Below are 18892 nucleotides of genomic sequence, written 5' to 3'. Positions count from 1 at the left end.
GCCGCGCACCGCCGCTGACGCGGATCAGTTTGACCGTGCAAAGTGTTCCGGACGCCGCCGCACACACTGTCGCCGAAACGATCACTGCACCGGCCGCAAAGCCCTAAGCTTGGCCAAACAACGCCCAGAACCAACGGAGTCACCCGATGCAGCCAAGCAACTCGACCGCTTCAACACGCGAAGTGGACCGCTTGCTCACGCATTACGGCGAAAGCCACCGTAACCCGATCAACGAACGGATCCACCTGGTCTGCATCCCGCTCATCCTCGCCAGCCTGGTTGGGCTGATGTGGGCAGGCAGCCCGTGGCTTGCGATCGGTTTCATCGGAGCAAGCCTGGTGTACTACGCCCGGCTATCGGTGCCCTTCCTGGTGGCGATGGCACTTGTCAGCGCCATCGTACTCGGGCTCGTGATCGCACTGGGCGAACATCTGCTGCCGGTCTCGCTGGGGGTGTTCGTACTCGCCTGGATCGGCCAATTCATTGGTCACCGCATCGAGGGCAAGAAGCCGTCGTTCTTCGAGGATCTGCGCTATCTGTGGGTTGGGCCGCTCTTCTGCCTGAGCTTCGCGTTCCGCGCCCTGGGGCTGCGCTGGTAAGCGTTGATCCACAGAATATGTGCGTGGCCCTGTGGATAAGCACTGCAACACTGCGCCAAGCGTTTGAAGCAAATGGGTTTTGCCGACTTGCTCAAGAATGAGGCAGGCAGTCAGGCCTCCGCCGTCTCGCGCGAAATCTGCGCCAGCCAGTCGTCATAGTCACGCGCAACCCAGCGCGCGCCAGCGGTGGCAGCGTCGCTTGCCGACAAACCGGTGAGCATGGCGGCAACCGGGCAACCCGCCGCCACCCCCGCCTGGATGCCAAGACGCGAGTCCTCGTGAACCAAGGCGTCGGTCGCAGCCACCCCAAGGCGCAAACAGGCTTCGATGAACGGGTCGGGATGCGGTTTGCCGCGCTCCACATCCTCGGCCCCAAGCGTGAGCGGAAACGCACCTTCTAGACCGAGCTCCGCGAGCGTGAAATCGATGTTGATACGGGGGGCGTTGGTCACCAGGGCAGCCGGAATGCTCCGCGCGGACAACCAGCGCAGATAGCGCGACAGCCCCGGCAGCGCGGTCATGCGGCCACGCGCGATCGCATGAAAGCGGTGCTCCTTGTCGTCGTGCAGGCGTTGCGCTTCGTCGCCGACCACGTCGCGCCCAAGTACCGCGCGCACCACATCGATCGTCCGCCCCGGCACGAGGCGCGGATCGCCAGGTGCCAGCCCGCCACCGGCATGCGCTTGGGCGAAGGCGTCCCACGCGGCGTCGTGAAACGCTGTGCTGTCTGTGATCGTGCCATCCATATCGAACAACACCGCCTTAAAGGGGAAGTGCATACCGTCTCCGTTCAGGTCACAATCTGCCAACGTACCGCGTTTTCGCGGTCGGCTGCCAGTTGATCAAGCAAGGCTTCACGCGATTGGCCGACGTCGTGCCAGAAGAAGGCATCTAGCGAACGCAGCGCATCGAAGTGTTGATCGACCGCATCAAGCAGCCAGTCAGTACGTGCCAGCGTGCGGCGCGTGCAAGTCTGCCCCCGCAGATCGTCGTCCAGGTCCAGGCGATGGGAACGCCAGCCCTCGGCAAGGTAGAGCGCAGCCGGATCCTCCCGCAGCGCACGCGTCCACCGGCCGATGATTGCGGTGAACTGATCAATCACGGCGCTGCTCGCGTTCATTGCGCGAAGCCCACTGACCAAGCGTTCATAGGCGGAGAGCGCAATCCGCTTCTCGAGCACGAAGTCCTTAAGGGCAGCATCCTGCCCTTGCGCCTTCTCCTGCTCCAACAAGACCGCGAAGTAGTTGCGTGTTTCGAAGCGCTCGGCCGGATGAAAGAGGAGCGCTTCAAGCCCGTTCGAATTGAAGTCGACCCGCGGGTCGAAGCGATACATGTAGCCAAAGTCGAACATCCACAGTCGCGTGCCATCATCGACCAGATTCCCCGGCGATACGTCCCACTCGAAGAAGCCGCGCAGGTACAGATCGACGAGCAAGTCGAACAGACTCGACAGCGTCCGCTCGTCCCAACGTTTCGCAATCTCACCCTCGATCCACGGTGAGACAATCAAGCCCTTTCGGAACGAGGCGTAGCGCGTCCGCACCACGCCGGCCGGGCAGTCGTTACCAAGGGCTTCGAGTTCGCAGCGACGCTGAACTTCGTTGAGAAAGGACGTCTGACCATCCGGGTTCTGCACCAGGCTGGAACTGCGGGCGCGCTTGATGTTCCAGTCACCGTGTGAGGTGCGAAGTCGGTACACGAATCCGGTCAGGCCGCCGGTGTGCGCCTCCACCACGTCGGGGTGAGTCTCGTCGAGGGCAAGCAACTGATCGAGCGGCAAGGGCAAGCTGCTCGCGTCGCCCAAACCGATTTCCTCGTTGCTCGCAGCAAAGGCCAGTTGCGCGGCCTGACGTGCTTCATCACGGGTCATGATTGCTCCAGATCTGTGTTGCGGTTTCCCTGTGGCAACCATGCTCCGCTTGCGCAGAAATGAAGTCGTCAAACCCTGAGGTTGATTGTCGCGGTACGATGCTCGGATGCAGATGGATACCCTCCACCCACCCGCACCCTACCGCCCCGACATGCCGCGCCCACGCGTATCGGCAGCCCTGCAAGCGGCACTGCAGCGACCGCTGGTGACCGTGCTGGCACCCGGCGGTTACGGTAAGACCTGTGCCTTGCGCGGCTTCTGGCACGACTGGCATGGTTCGCGCGCCTGGATTACGGCCAAGCGCGAAGCGGCAGGATTCCTGAAGGCCCTGCGCCGCGCCATTGACGCCCTTGGCGACGATGGCCTGCTGGTCGTCGACGCAATCGACGCGCTTGATCCCCAAGGCGCTGACACGCTGGCAACGCTGGTCGATAGCCTGCCCCGCACGGCCAGGCTGGTCCTCGCCGGCCGAAGTGCGGGCTCGCTTCCGGTTTCGCTGTGGCGATCGCAAGGGCGGCTTTCTGCCCTCAATGCGCACCACCTGGCCCTTTCGCCTGACGAATGGCGTAGCGCCGGGCTGGAAGGCAACGCTGACACCTGGGCGGGCTGGTGGGGCGCCCGGCAGGCGACGGTACACCCGGACGCCGCCTGGGACGACGAGTTGGCGCGATGGCTGGATCTGGCCTGGCTCAACGACTTGAGCGATGCGCAGATTGCCACCCTCGGCCGTGCCGCCCTGCTGCCGGAATCGCGCCCGGAATGGCTGATGGCGCTCGGCATCGGCGCCAAGCCACAAGCCGACGCGGCAATGCTTCAGGTGGCCACGCTGGCCGGGCCGCTCTGCAACGCAGGCGGCGGCGTCCGGCTCGCTGCGCGCTTCCGCCCCTATCTCGTTGCTGCTTGGCGTGCGCGAGAACCCGAGGCCTGGCGCGCCGCGCTCGACAACGGCAGCGCTGCGCTGCTCGCACGCGGCGAGCACGCCCCCGCTGCCATGCTGGCGCTCGATGCGGGCGATCCGTCGCTGTGTCTGAGCGTCATCGAAGCGGCGGGCTGGCGCATGCTGTTCGATCGCAACCGCGACCTGCTGCGAACCCTGCTCGACGCGACCGCCACCGAGACCGAGCACGCGCCTCGCGCGTTGCTGGACGCAGCGTGGAAGGTAGAAGTCAGCAAGTTGCCGCACGAGGCCGACGCACAAGTCAGCCGACTGTGCGAACACCCGGACGCTGCGATTGCCGCACCAGCACGCGCACTCGCAGCGTCGATCTCGTTCCAGTACGACGGCTTCGCCTGTGCGGCCGGCCATGCCGATGCGGCGTTGAAGGCTTTGCATGAGGATCTCCACCCCAGCTTCGCCCTGGCCGAATACGTCGCGGCTGGCTGCGCGTTGGCGCTGGGCGACCTGGAGCATGCGCAACACGCACTCACCCACATGCAGGCATGTGCTGATCGCGACCGACTCGACTGGCTGCAATTCGAAGCACTGCACCGCCGCGCAGCCTTGATGCTTGAGCGCGGCGACCTCGACACGGCGATGCGCTGGTCGATCGAGCGCCGCAAACGGGTGCGGATTGCGGGACTCGAATCCGCTGCCGCGCTGGACCCGAGCGTACGCCTCGAAGCCACAATCCACCTGCGTCGCCTCGACACGTCGTCCGCACGGCGCCTGCTGCAAGCGGGCACCGACGCCGCGTGCACATACGGTGAATACTGGAGCTTCACCTACGGCACGTTGCAGACGATCAGCTCCTTGATCGAGGGGCGCAGCGACGAAGCGGCTGAAGGCGTCACCTGGCTTGAAGGGCAACTCGCGGAGCGCTTCCTGTGCCTGAAATGGCGTGCCGAGGCGATGTTGCCGCGCATCTGGCTACGCGCGCGTGAGGCGGACCGGGAACGTCTGCTTGAGATCGCCGTCCGCGCCGAAGCCGAACCCTGGCCCGAGTGCCTCTACCGCGACCGGCGCGACCTGCTCTGCGCGGCTGCACGCCTCCTGGCGGGCGAAGCACTGGATACCGGCACACTGGCCGAGCGCGTCAATCGACTCGAACAAGGCGGCGCAGCAGACCTGGCGACCTTGGGCCATCGCCTGATGGCGCTGCAATCTGGCGACAGCGCCGCCTTGCTGCGCGCCGTCCGCCAGGCCGCTGCACATAATGACCGCCTCGATTGGCTTTGGCTCGCACCGCGCGCGCTCGGCCCGCTTGAAGCGCTCTTGGGCGATACCTCGCTCGCTGCTGACACGCTGACGCGCAACTTTCTGCGCGAGCTGGTTCAACGGCTGCTGGAGCGGCGGCGCGACGCCCGGCCGCAAGAAGACGCCGAGGCCAGCACGGACGCCCCACCGCCCGCTGGGCTGACCGCCAAGGAGTGGCAGATTCTTCAGTTGATCGGCGAGCAGCTCACCAACGAGCAGATTGCCACCCGGCTGCACGTCTCCCTTGCAACGGTGAAGACGCATATCAATCACGTCTACTCCAAGCTGGGCATCCGTACGCGCACTGAAGCAGTTCACCGCGCGCGGACGCTCTGAGGCGGATCGCGATAGCCACGCAGCGTGGCGCGCGCTAGCATCGTCGCCACTCGCAGTCGCGATACCGCGCGCATAAGATCGGCGCACCGAGCGAATCAGGAGGAGCACATGGCTGGCGCACGTACCCCGGGCCCCGCAGGCATCGGCAGCAACACCCCGCTCGCCGACGATGGCACGCTTGCTTTGATGGAAACGCCCCCACCGGGGCCCACCACAGCACCTGAGGCCCCTGTCACCGCGCCGGCTGCCATCAGCCCCGCCACCACGGCGACCAGCCGCGTCAACATCGATGACATGATCAAGCATCTGGACGCGCACGCCCACGCGACCAGCCAGGGGCAATGCGCAAAGTACGTACGGCTGGCGATTGAGGCCGGCGGTATCACGATCGATCCGCCACGCCCGGTCTATGCGAAGGACTACGGTGCGAAACTGGCGTCGCTAGGATTTACCAAGGTTGAAGCCGAGGGCTATACCCCACAGAAGGGTGACGTGGTCGTGATGCAGCCGCCCGCAGGGCAGACCGCCGGCCATATCCAGATCTACAACGGTACGACCTGGGTATCGGATTTCGTGCAGGGAACCGGGATCTATCCCGGCCCCGCTTATCGCAAAGAGAAGGTTGCGTATGAAGTCTATCGTCCGTAACGCCCTGCGGTGTGCCGCGCTGGCGCTCTCGCTGAGCGGCACGGTCGCCGTCGCCGACGGCGGCACGGCGATGATGACCGATCCCCTGCTCGGTCTGTCTTTCAGTCCGGACACCGTTCGCTTCCCAACCTGGCAGGACAGTCATGCGACCCGCCGGGATCTGGGCAGCGGTCGAAAATGGGTGTTTGGCTGCGCGCAATCTGGCGATGCCAGCACCTGCGTGATTGCGGGCATGCGCACAGTCAAAAGCGATGGCGGTGGTGAAGCGGTGAGCGAGCCTGACTTCGGCGCCGTCGTCTATCGCCGCGGGACCATGCAACAAGTGCTTGGCACGCCCGATCGCATGTTCGACGCAAAACCGATCGTGTCGGAACGCGTCCGCAAGGCCTTGCTCAACGATGCCGTTGCCCGCTATATCCGCGCGTTTGGCGGACAGCAGGCGCTGCAGGCGCAGATCAATGCGCAGCGGCTCACGCGTGAGGCACTGCCCGCCCCCACGGCCGAAGCGCTGCAAGCCGGCGGTATCACCGTACCGGCCGAGGCCCCTCGTTAGAAGCCAATCGCTAACAAAGCCGCAGCGGCCAGCACCGTCGCGGCGGCAGGCACGCCGTAGCAGATCGCGCGCGCGACACCGCCCGCATGAATGCCGAAGTCGTGCAGGCTGTGGAAGATGCGATGTCCGGCGTGCCACAGGAACAACGACACCACAAGGAACAGGAGCCCCTTTCCGAACCAGTGCTGTGCCAGCGCATGCGCCCGCTCGTAACGCAGCGCATCCGGCGCGATCATCAGCCCAAGCGGCACTGCCAGCCCAGTAATGATGACCAACGCCGGGCCAACCAAGGCCGAGAACATGCCCCCGGCCCCGAACAGCAGCCAGAAGATGGGTTCATTGCTGCGCTTGGTCATTGCAGGACTCCCCAGGCAAGCCCGATTACCAATGCACTCGCGATCATCGCGGCCAGCAAACCGCCACCGGTAATCGCGCCTGCGGACAGGCGTTTGCCCCCCACCACAACCGGCGGCAAGGTCTTGGGCATGATCTTGAACCAGGTGTAGCTGTGGTAACACATCGCCAGCAGCATCACGCCATGCGCGACGATCGACCACGGGCTACGCAACACAGCGAGCCACAGGTTCCATGCCGCTTCGCCTTGCACAAGGCACAACAACCCGCTCAGCAACACCAACGCATACGCCGCCACAAAGCAGGCCGTCGCCTCATGGATGACGTATTCAACGAAGTACGGATTCTTGCACCACCACCCCTGCATCGGGCGCTTGTATGGGCGTCGGGCCGTCATTCGCAGTCTCCCTTTGCCTTGGGTCGCACGAAACGCAGGAAGTAGTCCTGCGCCACTTTGGTCTTATTCACATTGACCGCGTTGGCCGGATCCACGCCCTTCGGGCAGACCTCGGAGCAGTAGCCCACGGCCGTGCAGTTGAACACCCCCTCGTGGCCGTGGATCTCCTGCATCCGCTCGGCTTCCGCGCCGTCGCGCGAATCGGTGTTGTAGCGGTGGAGCAAGGCGATGATGCCGGGCCCGAGAAACTTGTCGTTCAGCCCATATTGCGGACAGGCCGCGTAACACAGCATGCAGTTGATGCACGACGAAAACTGTTCATACACATCCAGCTCCGCAGGGGTCTGGATGTATTCGCCCTGCTCCAGCGTGCGTGCTTCCTTGGGGATGATCCAGGGTTTGATGCGTTGGAGCTTTTCGATGAAGTCGTCAGCAACGATCACCAGATCCCGCTCGATCGGGAAGTGAGCCAGCGCCTCGATTCGCACCCGGTTTGGGTAGTAGTCGCGCAGGAAGGTCTTGCAGGCGAGCTTCGGTACGCCGTCCACCATCATTCCGCAGCTGCCGCAGATCGCCATGCGGCAGGACCAGCGATAGCTGAGCGTGCCGTCCAGCCAATCCTTGATGTACTGAATGCCCTGCAGTACGGACATATCATCGGTGAATGGCACCTTGAAGACTTGCGGCACCGGTTTCTCGTCCTGCTCCGGGCGATAACGCAGCACCTCGATCTCGATGATCTTTTGCTGTTCAGACACCGGCAGCACTCCTTTCCTGCTCGACGCGCTCCCCTTCGGCCCCGTACGCGCGTACGCCCGGCGGCAGGTGTGTGATCTTCACCGGCCCATACTCGATTCGCGGCGCCTCGCGCCCGTTGTAGATCGCGAGCGAATGCGCCAGGAAATTGACGTCGTCGCGCGTCTCGTAGCCGTCGAGGCGTTGGTGGGCCCCGCGCGACTCGCGCCGCTCCAGTGCCGAATGTGCCATCGCCTGCGCCACTTCGAGCTGGTAGCCCAACTCGATTGCGAGCAACCATTCGGAATTCCAGACCCGGGATCTGTCATCGAGCTTCACGCGGCGGAAGCGCTCACGCAGTTCGGCAAGTTTGTCGCAGGTGGCCTGCATCTCGTTACCGAGTCGGTAAATGCCGCAGCCCTGCTCCATGGTCTGCGCCATTTCGGTTCGCAGGGTGGCGATCCGTTCGTTCCCCTCGTTGTCGACAAAAGCCCTTACACGGCCTTCGACATCGGATGCCTGCTCGGCAAGGTGATTGCGCCGCAAGGGCGCCGAGTCTTGCGCGAATCGCGCTGCGGATTCGCCGGCGACCTTGCCGAACACGCATAGCTCGGCCAGGGAATTCGAACCGAGGCGGTTCGCCCCGTGGATGCCGACGCTGGAGCACTCACCCGCAGCGAACAAGCCCCGCAACGGCGCCGCACACGCGCCATCAACCAGGATGCCCCCCATCGTGTAGTGCACTGCCGGCCGAACCGGGATCGGCGCCTTGGCCGGATCAATGCCGAGGAACTCTTCGGCCAGCTCGCAGATCTGCGGCAGGCGCTCACGCAGCTTCCTCTCGCCCAGGTGACGCAAGTCCAGATTGACGACGGAGCCGTGCGGCCCATCAATCGTTCTACCCTTGCGTTCTTCATGCCAGAAAGCTTGTGACAGCCTGTCGCGTGGCCCGAGCTCCATCGCCTTCTTGCGCGGCCAGGGGTCGGCCGGGCCGAGCCCATAGTCCTGCAGGTAGCGATAGCCGTCCCGGTTGGTCAGGATGCCGCCCTCACCGCGGCAGCCTTCGGTAAACAGCAGCCCGGTGCCCGGCATACAGGTCGGGTGGTATTGCATGAATTCCATGTCGCGCAGCGGCACGCCGTGGCGATAGGCCAGCGCCATACCGTCGCCGGTGACGATACCGCCGTTGGTATTCTGGCGAAACACGCGGCCCGCCCCGCCGGTTGCCAACACGACTGACGGCGCCTGTATCTGCACCAGTTCGCCGCTCGCGATTTGGATGGCGACCACCCCACCGCAACGGCCCTCATCGACGAGCAGGTCGGCGCAGAAATACTCATCGAAACGTTTGATCGACGGGTACTTCATCGAGGTCTGGAACAAGGTGTGCAGCATGTGGAAGCCGGTCTTGTCGGCAGCGAACCAGGTACGCTCGATCTTCATGCCGCCAAAGGCGCGCACGTTGATATGGCCGTCGTCCTTGCGGCTCCAAGGGCAGCCCCAGTGCTCCATCTGCACCATCTCTTCGGCGCAGTGTGCGACGAAGTAGTCGACCACGTCCTGCTCGCAGAGCCAATCGCCGCCAGCAACGGTATCGTGGAAATGGTGTTCGAGACTGTCGTGCGCCTGGACCACCGCCGCTGAACCGCCTTCGGCGGCCACGGTGTGGCTGCGCATCGGGTAGACCTTGGAGACCAGCGCGACCCGCAGGCGCGGGTCCAGCTCGGCGACCGCGATTGCGGCCCTCAGACCGGCACCGCCGGCACCGACGATGACGACGTCGGCCTGATAAGTCTGCATGCCCAGCCCTTTCCTGTGGCGTCGCAGGTGGGCACCGAAACACTCACCGGCGGCAGGGAGCCCCAGTGTGCGCGCCGCGGCAGCGCTATCTTTTCGTCTGGATCAAATACGGTTGTCGATTGTTGATGCGCTCGGCATCGTCCGGCCTCAGGGCTTGGGCCACAGAATCATCTGAGTACAACGGAACAACGCGATCTTGCTGCCATCGCTTCTGCGTACTTCCGCGTCCCAGACCTGGGTTGTGCGCCCGAGATGCACTGCACGCGCCTCGCACAGCACCTCGCCCTCTTTCGCGGTGGAGAGGAAGTTGGTCTTGAGCTCGATCGTGGTGAAGTTGCTGGCACCTTCGGGCAGATGAGCAATCGCACCGTAGCCGCAAGCCGAGTCCGCCAGCAGCACAACGCTTGCCGCATGCAGGAAGCCGTTTGGCGCCATCACCTCTGGGCCAAGCGGAAGTTTCGCGATCAGGCGCCCCTGTTCAAGCTCCAGCACTTCAAAGCCATGGTGCCCGGGCAGGCAGCCGGGGCTCCAGGCATTGAGTTTGTCGACCGTCATGTCGGCGCGCAGTCGCGTCATAGCGTGCTCCACAAATGAAAAGGGCCGCCCTCAGGCGGCCCTCTGATTCAAACGCGATCAGAGCTTCGAATCTAGCAACTGCAAGACAGTCTCAAATGCCTCCGGCAACTTCTCAGGTTGCGTGCCGCCAGCCTGGGCCATGTCCGCACGGCCACCGCCCTTGCCGCCGACTACCTGAGCGGCGGCGCCGACGATCTCACCAGCCTTGAGTCGGTCAGTCAGCGACTTCGTCACCATCGCCACCAGCGACACCTTGCCGTCAGTGACCGCAGCGGCAACCACGACGCCTTCACCCAGACGATCACGCGCCTTGTCGGCCACGTCACGCAGCGCTGCGGCATCGACATTATCGAGGCGCATCGCAACGATCTTCACGCCCTTGATGGTGCGCATACCCGCCGCAACGAGCTCGTCAAGCCGCATCACGACCATTTCGCTCTTGAGCTTGGCGAGTTCCTTCTCAGTCGCCTTAAGCTGCTCCTGCAACTGCCCGACTCGTGCTACCGCCTCGGCAGCCGGCAGCTTCAGCTTGGCGGACAGGTCCGCCAGCATTGCATCCTGCGCCTGCACGATCGCAAACGCCGCCTCGCCAGTAACGGCCTCGACGCGGCGAATGCCGGCTGCGACGCCGCCCTGGCCCACGATCTTGAAGAGGCCGATGTCACCGGTACGGCCGACGTGCGTGCCACCGCACAGTTCGCGCGACGAACCGATGTCGAGCACGCGTACTTCGTCGCCATACTTCTCGCCGAACAGCATCATCGCGCCGGTCTTCTGCGCTTCCGCGATCGGCAGCACGCGGGCCTGCGTTGCGGCATTGGCGAGGATCTCGCGATTGACGATGGCCTCGACCTTGCGGATTTCCTCATCGGTCATCGGGCCATTGTGAGCAAAGTCGAAGCGGGTCTTCTCGGCATCAACTTGCGAGCCCTTTTGCTGAACATGCTCGCCGAGCACTTCGCGCAGCGCCTTGTGCATCAGGTGGGTGGCCGAGTGGTTGCGCATGATGCGCGCGCGCGACTCGCCATCGACCTTGGCATTCAGCAGATCACCGACGCGCACGGTGCCTTCGACAATCTGACCGTGGTGGCCGAATACGTCGGCCTGGATCTTCTGGGTATCTTCGACGACCACTCGCGTCGTGCCGTTCTGCAGCACGCCAGCGTCGCCAACCTGACCACCGGACTCAGCATAGAACGGGGTGTTGTCGAGCACGATCACCGCGTCCTGCCCGGCCACCGCCACGTCGACCGAAGCGCCATCCACATACACCGCCGTCACGCGTGCGCCATCCACGTTGAGCTTGTCGTAGCCGTGGAAGGTCGTGGCGCTGCCGTTGTATTCGAGCGCCGCAGCCATCTTGAATTTGCCGGCCGCACGAGCCTGCTCACGCTGGCGCGCCATCGCAGCATCAAAACCCGCCGCATCCACGGTGTAGTTGCGTTCGCGACAGATGTCCGCGGTCAGGTCAAGCGGGAATCCGTAGGTGTCGTGCAGCTTGAAGGCGACTTCGCCGTCGAGCTCGGTGCGCCCGTTGGTATCCATCACCGCCAGCGTGGCGTCGAGGATCTCCATGCCGTTCTGGATGGTGCGGAAGAAGCTGTCTTCCTCTTCCTTCAGGATCGCCGTGACCTTCGCCTGTTCCTTGACCAACTCGGGATACGCCTCGCCCATTTCGGCGACGAGATCCGGCACCATCTTGTGGAAGAACGCGGCGCGCGCGCCGAGTTTGTAGCCGTGGCGGATCGCGCGGCGGATGATCCGGCGCAGCACATAGCCGCGGCCGGCGTTACCCGGAATCACACCATCGGCGATCAGGAACGAGCAGGCGCGGATGTGATCGGCCAGAACCTTGAGCGACGGGCTGTCCATGTCCGCGCTGCGGGTTTCGCGCGCAGCGGCCTTGATCAGACTCTGGAACAGGTCGATCTCATAGTTGGCATGCACATGCTGCAGCACTGCCGAGATGCGCTCGAGGCCCATGCCGGTATCCACGCTGGGCTTGGGCAGCGGGTGCATCACGCCGGCCTCGTCGCGGTTGAACTGCATGAACACGTTGTTCCAGATCTCGATGTAACGGTCGCCGTCTTCGTCCGGGCTTCCCGGTGGGCCGCCCCAGATCTGCTCGCCGTGGTCGTAGAAGATCTCGGTGCACGGGCCGCACGGGCCGGTGTCACCCATCATCCAGAAGTTGTCGGATGCGTAGCGCGCACCCTTGTTGTCGCCGATACGGATCACCCGTTCGGCCGGCACGCCGACTTCCTTCGTCCAGATGTCGTAGGCCTCGTCGTCCTCGGCATACACCGTGACCCACAGCTTCTCGGTCGGCAGCTTGTAGACCTCAGTCAGCAACTCCCAGGCGTACTTGATCGCGTCGCGCTTGAAGTAGTCACCGAAGCTGAAGTTGCCCAGCATCTCGAAGAAGGTGTGGTGGCGGGCGGTGTAGCCAACGTTTTCAAGGTCGTTGTGCTTGCCACCGGCACGAACACACTTTTGCGACGTGGTCGCACGGGTGTAGGGCCGCTTGTCGAAACCGAGGAAGACGTCCTTGAACTGGTTCATCCCGGCATTGGTGAACAGCAGGGTCGGGTCGTCGCCCGGCACCAGCGAGCTGGATGAAACGATCTGGTGGCCCTTGGAGGCGAAGAATTCAAGGAACTGGCGGCGGATCTCTGCGCTTTTCATGGCGTTCCGTGCGGTGCTCGCGCGCTGGCGCGATTCGTTAACTGGAAACGCGGGATTGTAACTGAAAGCCCCGGCCGGCCATGCACCACCGGGCCTCGCGCCAATCAGGCGCAACGTTCAGGATGCTGCGGTAACGAGATCGGGCCGATCGGTGATCACCGAATCGACACCAAAGTCGAAGAGTTGCCGCGCGCGCAGCGGATCGTTTTCGGTGTAGACGGCGAGGCCGAAGCCGTGCTGTTTGACCGCAGCGGCCGTTGCCGCATCAAGACGATTCGCGTTGCAGACGACGCCAACTGCGCCAAGCGCCCTGACCTGTTCAAGCCAGTCCGGCGCAAGCGCGTCGAACAGAATCGCGCGTGGCAAATGCGGCGCCGCTTCTGCGGCGGCCGCGAGGGCGGTGACACTGAACGACGACAGCAATGGCAGCCGATCAGCCCCTGCCCAACCGGCCGCGGCTACTGCAGCGGCGACGCGACCGGTGGCCAGTTCAAAACCTTCCGCCGGCTTGATCTCGACGTTTGCCGCAATACCCAACGCACGGCAGCGCCGAATCGCATCAGCAAACAAGGGGACTCGCTCACCGGCAAAGCGGCCCGAGTGCCACGCACCTGCGTCGAGGCCCAACAATGCGGCATCCGGTGTATCGCAAACGCGACCGAAGCCGGTCGTGGTGCGATCGAGGGTTTCATCGTGGATCAGTATCGGTGTACCGCTGCCGGAAAGCATGACATCGAACTCGACGCCAAAGCAGCGGTGCGCGACCGCGAACTCAAGCCCGATCAGCGTGTTCTCGGGCGCCAGTGTGCCGCCACAGCGATGCGCGAGCACCCGCGGTAGCGGCCACTGGTTCATGGCAGTGCTCAGCGAATGCCCAGCGCGCGGATGCGGGCAACCGCTTCATCCAGCGCCAACTTGGCCGCCTTGCCCTGGTTCCACACGGAATCGAGCTCGTCATTCAGAACCTGCAAGACGCGCGGGCTGCTGCCCAGCACCGTGGCGCGCGAGTTCGCCGTCGCCGGCGTTGCAATCAACTGGTCAACGGCAATCTTGATGTGGCCGAGTTCTGCACCCAGCGTACGGCTGCTCGCCGCAAAATAGCCTGCGCGGTTAAGCGGCAAGTAGCCGGTGGCACGCATCCAATCAACCTGTTGCGTCGGCTCAAGCCAGAATGCGACGAAGCGTGCAATCGTCTTGTATTCGGCGGCACTGCGACCGGCCGAAACCCACAGCGCGGGGCCGTCGGCGATGGTGTTCTGGTGCGCACCGGGAACGTCCTGGTAGTACGGCAGCGCACTCACGCCGATCGAAAAGCCACCCTTGCTGGCCACCGGCATCGCGGACTGCGGCGCAATCAGCATCGCGCAGCTACCGCTCGCAAAGCGATCGACAGCTTCGTCACCGTGACCAAACAGCTGCAGGTAGCGCGATTTCTGCCACGACGCCATGCGGGCAAGGTGGCGGACATAGCTGAGGCCGTTGACCGCGACTTCACCCTTCGCGTTCACGAAGGCCTCGTTGTGCCAGGCCGCGGTGTTCTCGAGCAATACCGTTGCCGGGCGAGCCACGGTCAGCGGGCATGCGACGCCGGCGTCGATCAGTTTGCCGGCAGTGTCCTGCACTTCCGCCCAGGTATGCGGCACGGCCGCCGGATCAAGCCCATTCTTGCGGAACACGTCCTGATTGATGAAGAAGACCGGAGTCGCGAGACCGATCGGCAGCCCCAGCAAACGGCCCTTGGCATCGATTGCCACCGGCGCGACCACCGGCGACGCGCGCTCCGCCACGTCGAGCTTGACGCCTGCGTCCTTCACCACCGCGAAGAGCGGCTTGTAACGCTGCTTGCCGGTGAGGAATGCATCCTCGCTGGCGCCGTCGAGAATCTGGGCTGCAGCGGGCGCGCCCGCATCCCATGCGCGATCAGTCAGAACGATGCGCGCGCCCTTGTTGCTCTCGTTGAAACGCGCGATCAGCGCCTGCAGCGCCTCCTGCTTGTCCTTGGGCAGTTGGCTGGAGATTTCGATGTCCGCCGAGGCTGCGGCCGGCGCGGCTGGTTTGGCGGACTTAGGCGCGGCGAAGGCCGGGGCGGCAAAAAGGGCCAGCGACAAGGCGATCGGCGTGATCAGGCTACGTGTATTCATGGTTGTGCGACTCAATGAAGACGGCATGGAGAGCCGCGATTATAGGCGCGACAAACGTCATAAATGTCCTTGACACGAGAATTCGGTCAAGTTCTGCCCGCGGGGGACGTAATCATTGCTGGAAGACCTTGCTCCGGAGCCCTGTCATGCAACGCCGCCGCCCGATCCTGACCTTGATTACCGCGATTGCGCTGGGCGCCTTGAGCGGCTGCGAACAGTTGGGGCTTGAGGACGGCAAGGCGGTAGAGGCCGAAGGCAAGGCAATCGGTGCCGCCTGCCGGCACGCAGGCCGAGCCCTTGAAGATTGCTATCAGATCAATCCGAAAGCGCCGAAGGCTGCGATCTTCAACGGCTGGAAGGAAATGAACGACTACATGACCGAGCAGAAGCTCGAAATCATCAAACCGTCTCTCCCCCCGCCGCTTCCGAAATCGCGCAAGAAGACCGAAGCGGAATCCGACACCGAAACGGAATCCGAAACACCCAGCAAGCCGGCCTCCACCGAGGCTTCAGCCCCCGAAGGCAGCACCGAGGCTGACGCGAAGAAACCCGCCGAGGGGGAAGCAAGCAAGGCCGCCACCAAGACGCCCGCGCGAAAATCCGCCGCGCATTGACGCGGGCCTTTTTCACCCCGCAGCGTTCAGCCCGAGACGGGTGGCCAGGCTGCCTGATGCTCGCTATTCCAGTGCCGCCACCAGGCAACAAAGGCGTCCACTGGCATTGGCCTAGCAATATGAAATCCCTGGGCAGCATCGCAGCCCATCGCACGCAGCATCTGCAAGTGCTCTTCGCGCTCAACCCCCTCAGCGATCACGCTCAAACCCAAGCCCTGGGCAAGCTGTACGACTGAGCGCACGATGGCTCTATCCTGCGCAGTTTCCGGCATCTTCTGCACGAACATCTTGTCGATTTTCAGGCGCGTTGCCGGCAGCCGGCGTAGCCACGCAAGGGACGAGTAACCGGTGCCGAAATCGTCCAGCGCAACACCGTGGCCCGCGTCGCGCAAGCGCGCGATCACGCTCATCGTTTGCGCATCGTCAGCGATCATCGAGCCCTCGGTCAGCTCCAACGTCAGTCGCTGAGGCGCGATGCGCCAGGTCGCAATCGCCTGGGAAATGAACTCGGGCAGTTCCGGATCGCGCAGGTCGCTGCCTGCCAGATTGACGGCGAGCCCGATCGGCACACCCTGCACACTCAGTTCGCTCAACATCGCCGTTGCGCGCTGGACAACGAGACGCGTGAGCTGCTGCATCAGACCAAATTGCTCAGCCATCGCCACCAGCAAGAGTGGCGACACCGCGCTGCCATCGGCCCGCTGCCAGCGAAGCAAAGCCTCGGCCGCGGCGCACTCACCGTCGGAAAGCTGGATCACCGGCTGCAGGTGCAGGTCAAACGCATTGTTGCGCAGCGCCTCGATGAACTCGCGTTCGATCTGCACACGCTCGGCGCGTTCAAGCTCCAGTTCCGGACCCGCGATGCGGATCGTTCGACCCTCGCGCAGCGCAGCGGCGCGCGCGCGCCGGGCAGCGTTGAACACTTTGTCGGAGGTCCCTCCGTCCTCGGGCGTCAGCGCACCACCGACGGCCAGTGTCGCGTGCGCGGCAAGACCGACATTGCGCATCGCCTGCTCACCAGCCTCCAGCAACGCGGCGGCCGCAAGTTGCGGGCGTACCCCGGCACCAATGCCAGGCGCCCACAACACCCATTCATCGTCACCAACGCGACACAGCGAATCCCCCGCGCGGGCCCGTTTGGCCAACGCGCGGCCGACTTCGATGCGAGCGCGGTCGCGATCCGCGCTATTGAGGACGATCGCACTCCCGCCCCACATCAGCGCGACGGCAAGCATCGCACTCGATGGCTCATCCGCCTCGGCGGGCAAGAAGATCTGCTCCAGCGCAGCACGATTCGGCAAGCCCGAATCCGGCTCAACGTACTCCGCCAGCAACCGCGCCTGGGCTTCTGCCACGCTGGCGGCGCCGTCGAGCAAACCAACGAGAAAGAAGCCTATCCGCGACACAATCGGGATCAGCATCGCGTCGAGCGCCGACAGACTCGCTCGCTGCGCCGCGAGGTCCGTTTGCAAGGTTGTCACCACAACCGACGCCACCCGCGCGGAAAGGCCGACTGGCACCGCGGCAAGCTGGAGCGCCAGCCATTGCGCGCGCATACGTTCTGGCCACGCCGGGTCGAGTTCCCAGCCGACCACGTCAAGACAGGCGTTGAAAAACTTCGCGGCCAGCGCATCGCCGGCCCGCATCGCTGCGTCGGCCTCAAGCGGCTCGAGTGCTGCATGCAAACGATCCCGCAGCGCCGCCATATCGGTGCTATGCCAGAGTGCGCGCAGCGCAGACTGCTCCAGCCCGCTCAATCCATGAGCCGCCAGGTCGTCCGCAACCTCGGTCGGCACCGGCACGAACGGCAGAATGTCGTAGAGTCGATTCATGCGAGGTAAAACTGCGCTGGGTCGATGCCAAAGGCGCGCTCAGGCAGCGAACGCACGATCCGGTAGGTTTCCTCCCGCCCGGGCACCGCGGGGTCGTAGAGCAGATCCAGCGTGTGCGGATTGGCGTTGGGCGTACGGTCGCTCGCGAGCAGCACCATGACGCGTGGCTTGAGGCGCCGGATCCGGTTCTGCGCCACGACCACCGCGACCTCGCCGGAATTGAGCTCAACCAGCGTACCGGCCGGGTAGATGCCGATGCACTGAACAAACTGATCGATCAGGCCCGCGCTGAAACGCTCGTCCCGCAGACCGATCAGCGCCTCCAACCCTTGCTGCGACGACACCGCCGGCCGCCATGAGCGATGGCGAGTCATTGCGCAGAAGCTATCGACAATGCCCGCCATTTCACCGAACACACCAATTGCCTCGCCAGACAAGCCGCGCGGGTAGCCGCTGCCATCGATGCGTTCATGGTGAAGTGCAACAACTTCGACCAGCGCGGGATCGATCGAGGCGTCGGCCCGGAGAATCTTCATTGCGGATTCGACGTGCGTCTTGAACAGGTCGTATTCAAGTGGCGTAAGCGCCGTTGTCTTGGCCAGCAAGCGCGCGGAAAGCGTCAGCTTGCCAATATCCAGCAGCATGCCAGCCATGCCCAGCATCGCGATGCGGTCCTGCGGCAGGCCGAGGTGGCGCGCAAACACCATCATGTAGGTGCTGCAGTCGAGCGCGTGATCGTAGGTGTAGCGATCGGTCCGCTTGAGCCGCGTGAGCCACAGCAGCGCATCGGGATGGCGCGTCACGCTGTGCATCATGTCCTGCACCACCTCGCGCGCGCGCCCCAGATCGGGCGGCGCCTGGCGTTCAACATCTCGCAGGATGTCCTTTACCGCCAGCATCGCCTCGGCATGGATCGGCGCGGCCGCAAGCAACTCCTGTTCGAGCGGAACGTCGATCGGATAGGGGTGATCGGTGGTCGGCTCATCCGATTCGTCCGAAACCTGGTCCGCCGGCGCCTCACGCCGACGAAGCCGGCGCGCGCGCGCACGCAGCCAGCCCCAGACGCCACCACGCTCGGCGGGCTCGGATTCGTCAGCCCCGCCACCAAAGCCACCCACCGCGGTTCGCGATGGCGACCACGCGAAGACAGGCGCCTCGCCGCGCGCGGCAGCAGGCGCCTCGCTGTCGTATGCCTTGAGCAACTTCAGAAGCTGGAAGAAATCAGTCGGCGCCGACTGCCGCACCATCGTCAGTGGCCGCTCCGAAGCAACCGACGTTGGCGCGGGGTCGCGCGGCGTGGCCGCCGGCGCGCGCATGTGTCGCGACTCGGAGCGTTCGCGGTCGATCAGCACGATGCGGCAAAGGCCGCGCAGCTGAGCAAGCTGCTGCTCTGACTCGATCAGAAAGCCTTGCATCAGGAAAGGTGTCTCCAGCCATGGACGATCGAGCTCAGCCACGAACATCCCAAGCTCGAGATCCGACGCCGCAAGAAACTCCTTCAAATCAAGCTCTCCTCAAGTTCTGCCCGGCCCATCGGGTAACATCACAGGCCTGCTTC

The 18892-nt window shown here is 64.2% G+C and carries 17 protein-coding genes; 5 read left to right on the top strand and 12 right to left on the bottom strand.

What is annotated here, in order from left to right; translation table 11 throughout:
* Positions 1-146 precede the first annotated feature (146 nt).
* Positions 147-599, top strand: a complete 453-nt coding sequence (locus tag JY500_RS09790) for an Mpo1 family 2-hydroxy fatty acid dioxygenase (RefSeq protein ID WP_172199253.1) — start codon at positions 147-149, stop codon at positions 597-599.
* A 110-nt stretch (positions 600-709) separates the two neighbouring features.
* Here the strand turns inward: JY500_RS09790 and JY500_RS09785 are convergent, their stop codons facing one another.
* Positions 710-1378 (bottom strand): HAD family hydrolase, encoded by a 669-nt coding sequence (locus tag JY500_RS09785; RefSeq protein WP_206256216.1) that lies wholly within the window; start codon positions 1376-1378, stop codon positions 710-712.
* An 11-nt stretch (positions 1379-1389) separates the two neighbouring features.
* The gene (locus JY500_RS09780) at positions 1390-2469 is read right to left on the bottom strand and encodes a protein kinase family protein (protein ID WP_206256215.1); all 1080 of its coding nucleotides are present in this window, start codon (positions 2467-2469) and stop codon (positions 1390-1392) included.
* Between the two features lie 112 nt (positions 2470-2581).
* Between JY500_RS09780 and JY500_RS09775 the strand changes: the two genes are divergently transcribed.
* The 3 genes from JY500_RS09775 (at position 2582) to JY500_RS09765 (ending at position 6200) form a co-directional block, all read left to right on the top strand.
* Positions 2582-4999: a LuxR family transcriptional regulator gene (locus JY500_RS09775; RefSeq protein WP_206256214.1), complete on the top strand. Its 2418-nt coding sequence runs from the start codon at positions 2582-2584 to the stop codon at positions 4997-4999.
* 108 nt (positions 5000-5107) lie between these two features.
* Complete coding sequence (locus JY500_RS09770) at positions 5108-5647, top strand: CHAP domain-containing protein (protein WP_206256213.1); 540 nt, start codon at positions 5108-5110, stop codon at positions 5645-5647.
* On the top strand, positions 5628-6200 hold the full coding sequence (locus JY500_RS09765) for a hypothetical protein (RefSeq protein WP_206256212.1): 573 nt from the start codon (positions 5628-5630) through the stop codon (positions 6198-6200). Before JY500_RS09770 ends, JY500_RS09765 begins: the two co-directional genes overlap by 20 nt.
* Here JY500_RS09765 and frdD read toward each other — a convergent pair.
* The 8 genes from frdD to JY500_RS09725 form a co-directional block, all read right to left on the bottom strand.
* Positions 6197-6556, bottom strand: coding sequence for a fumarate reductase subunit FrdD (gene frdD, locus JY500_RS09760; protein WP_206256211.1), 360 nt, complete (start codon positions 6554-6556; stop codon positions 6197-6199). The two genes, JY500_RS09765 and frdD, sit on opposite strands and share 4 nt — an antisense overlap.
* Entirely contained in the window at positions 6553-6951 is a 399-nt protein-coding gene (locus tag JY500_RS09755) for a fumarate reductase subunit C (RefSeq protein WP_206256210.1), read from the bottom strand. Before JY500_RS09755 ends, frdD begins: the two co-directional genes overlap by 4 nt.
* Positions 6948-7709 (bottom strand): succinate dehydrogenase/fumarate reductase iron-sulfur subunit, encoded by a 762-nt coding sequence (locus tag JY500_RS09750; RefSeq protein WP_206256209.1) that lies wholly within the window; start codon positions 7707-7709, stop codon positions 6948-6950. The genes JY500_RS09755 and JY500_RS09750 overlap by 4 nt, the downstream gene beginning before the upstream one ends.
* On the bottom strand, positions 7702-9486 hold the full coding sequence (gene frdA / locus JY500_RS09745) for a fumarate reductase (quinol) flavoprotein subunit (protein WP_206256208.1): 1785 nt from the start codon (positions 9484-9486) through the stop codon (positions 7702-7704). Before frdA ends, JY500_RS09750 begins: the two co-directional genes overlap by 8 nt.
* A gap of 147 nt (positions 9487-9633) precedes the next feature.
* Positions 9634-10062 (bottom strand): PaaI family thioesterase, encoded by a 429-nt coding sequence (locus JY500_RS09740; RefSeq protein ID WP_172199229.1) that lies wholly within the window; start codon positions 10060-10062, stop codon positions 9634-9636.
* Between the two features lie 57 nt (positions 10063-10119).
* The gene (gene alaS, locus JY500_RS09735; RefSeq protein WP_206256207.1) at positions 10120-12747 is read right to left on the bottom strand and encodes an alanine--tRNA ligase; all 2628 of its coding nucleotides are present in this window, start codon (positions 12745-12747) and stop codon (positions 10120-10122) included.
* Positions 12748-12864: 117 nt separating this feature from the next.
* Positions 12865-13602, bottom strand: a complete 738-nt coding sequence (gene ugpQ, locus JY500_RS09730; RefSeq protein WP_206256206.1) for a glycerophosphodiester phosphodiesterase — start codon at positions 13600-13602, stop codon at positions 12865-12867.
* A gap of 8 nt (positions 13603-13610) precedes the next feature.
* A complete protein-coding gene (locus JY500_RS09725; protein WP_172199220.1) occupies positions 13611-14888 on the bottom strand; it encodes an extracellular solute-binding protein in 1278 nt (425 codons plus the stop codon).
* A gap of 146 nt (positions 14889-15034) precedes the next feature.
* Here JY500_RS09725 and JY500_RS09720 point away from each other — a divergent pair, with 146 nt between their 5' ends.
* Positions 15035-15502 carry a hypothetical protein gene (locus tag JY500_RS09720; RefSeq protein ID WP_206256205.1) on the top strand — a complete coding sequence of 156 codons (468 nt, stop codon included), beginning with the start codon at positions 15035-15037 and terminating at the stop codon, positions 15500-15502.
* A 26-nt stretch (positions 15503-15528) separates the two neighbouring features.
* On the opposite strand, the gene JY500_RS09715 is transcribed toward JY500_RS09720, so the two are convergent.
* The gene (locus JY500_RS09715; RefSeq protein ID WP_206256204.1) at positions 15529-17334 is read right to left on the bottom strand and encodes a putative bifunctional diguanylate cyclase/phosphodiesterase; all 1806 of its coding nucleotides are present in this window, start codon (positions 17332-17334) and stop codon (positions 15529-15531) included.
* The gene (locus JY500_RS09710; RefSeq protein WP_206256203.1) at positions 17331-18836 is read right to left on the bottom strand and encodes a cyclic di-GMP phosphodiesterase; all 1506 of its coding nucleotides are present in this window, start codon (positions 18834-18836) and stop codon (positions 17331-17333) included. The genes JY500_RS09715 and JY500_RS09710 overlap by 4 nt, the downstream gene beginning before the upstream one ends.
* Between the last annotated feature and the right edge of the window lie 56 nt (positions 18837-18892).

Source organism: Niveibacterium microcysteis (assembly GCF_017161445.1).
In the GTDB taxonomy this organism is placed as follows: Bacteria; Pseudomonadota; Gammaproteobacteria; order Burkholderiales; family Rhodocyclaceae; genus Niveibacterium; species Niveibacterium microcysteis.
The sequence above is the reverse complement of the archived record's forward strand: the minus strand, read 5'-3'. Positions and strand labels throughout refer to the sequence as shown.

What these genes read in the sequence shown, in the direction of transcription:
- JY500_RS09770 (WP_206256213.1), top strand. Translation starts at nt 5,108, where the DNA reads ATGGCTGGCGCACGTACCCCGGGCCCCGCAGGCATCGGCAGCAACACC.
- alaS (WP_206256207.1), bottom strand. Translation starts at nt 12,747, where the DNA reads ATGAAAAGCGCAGAGATCCGCCGCCAGTTCCTTGAATTCTTCGCCTCC.
- JY500_RS09755 (WP_206256210.1), bottom strand. Translation starts at nt 6,951, where the DNA reads ATGACGGCCCGACGCCCATACAAGCGCCCGATGCAGGGGTGGTGGTGC.
- JY500_RS09780 (WP_206256215.1), bottom strand. Translation starts at nt 2,469, where the DNA reads ATGACCCGTGATGAAGCACGTCAGGCCGCGCAACTGGCCTTTGCTGCG.
- JY500_RS09740 (WP_172199229.1), bottom strand. Translation starts at nt 10,062, where the DNA reads ATGACGCGACTGCGCGCCGACATGACGGTCGACAAACTCAATGCCTGG.
- JY500_RS09720 (WP_206256205.1), top strand. Translation starts at nt 15,035, where the DNA reads ATGCAACGCCGCCGCCCGATCCTGACCTTGATTACCGCGATTGCGCTG.
- JY500_RS09775 (WP_206256214.1), top strand. Translation starts at nt 2,582, where the DNA reads ATGGATACCCTCCACCCACCCGCACCCTACCGCCCCGACATGCCGCGC.
- JY500_RS09715 (WP_206256204.1), bottom strand. Translation starts at nt 17,334, where the DNA reads ATGAATCGACTCTACGACATTCTGCCGTTCGTGCCGGTGCCGACCGAG.
- frdA (WP_206256208.1), bottom strand. Translation starts at nt 9,486, where the DNA reads ATGCAGACTTATCAGGCCGACGTCGTCATCGTCGGTGCCGGCGGTGCC.
- JY500_RS09725 (WP_172199220.1), bottom strand. Translation starts at nt 14,888, where the DNA reads ATGAATACACGTAGCCTGATCACGCCGATCGCCTTGTCGCTGGCCCTT.
- frdD (WP_206256211.1), bottom strand. Translation starts at nt 6,556, where the DNA reads ATGACCAAGCGCAGCAATGAACCCATCTTCTGGCTGCTGTTCGGGGCC.
- ugpQ (WP_206256206.1), bottom strand. Translation starts at nt 13,602, where the DNA reads ATGAACCAGTGGCCGCTACCGCGGGTGCTCGCGCATCGCTGTGGCGGC.
- JY500_RS09785 (WP_206256216.1), bottom strand. Translation starts at nt 1,378, where the DNA reads ATGCACTTCCCCTTTAAGGCGGTGTTGTTCGATATGGATGGCACGATC.
- JY500_RS09765 (WP_206256212.1), top strand. Translation starts at nt 5,628, where the DNA reads ATGAAGTCTATCGTCCGTAACGCCCTGCGGTGTGCCGCGCTGGCGCTC.
- JY500_RS09790 (WP_172199253.1), top strand. Translation starts at nt 147, where the DNA reads ATGCAGCCAAGCAACTCGACCGCTTCAACACGCGAAGTGGACCGCTTG.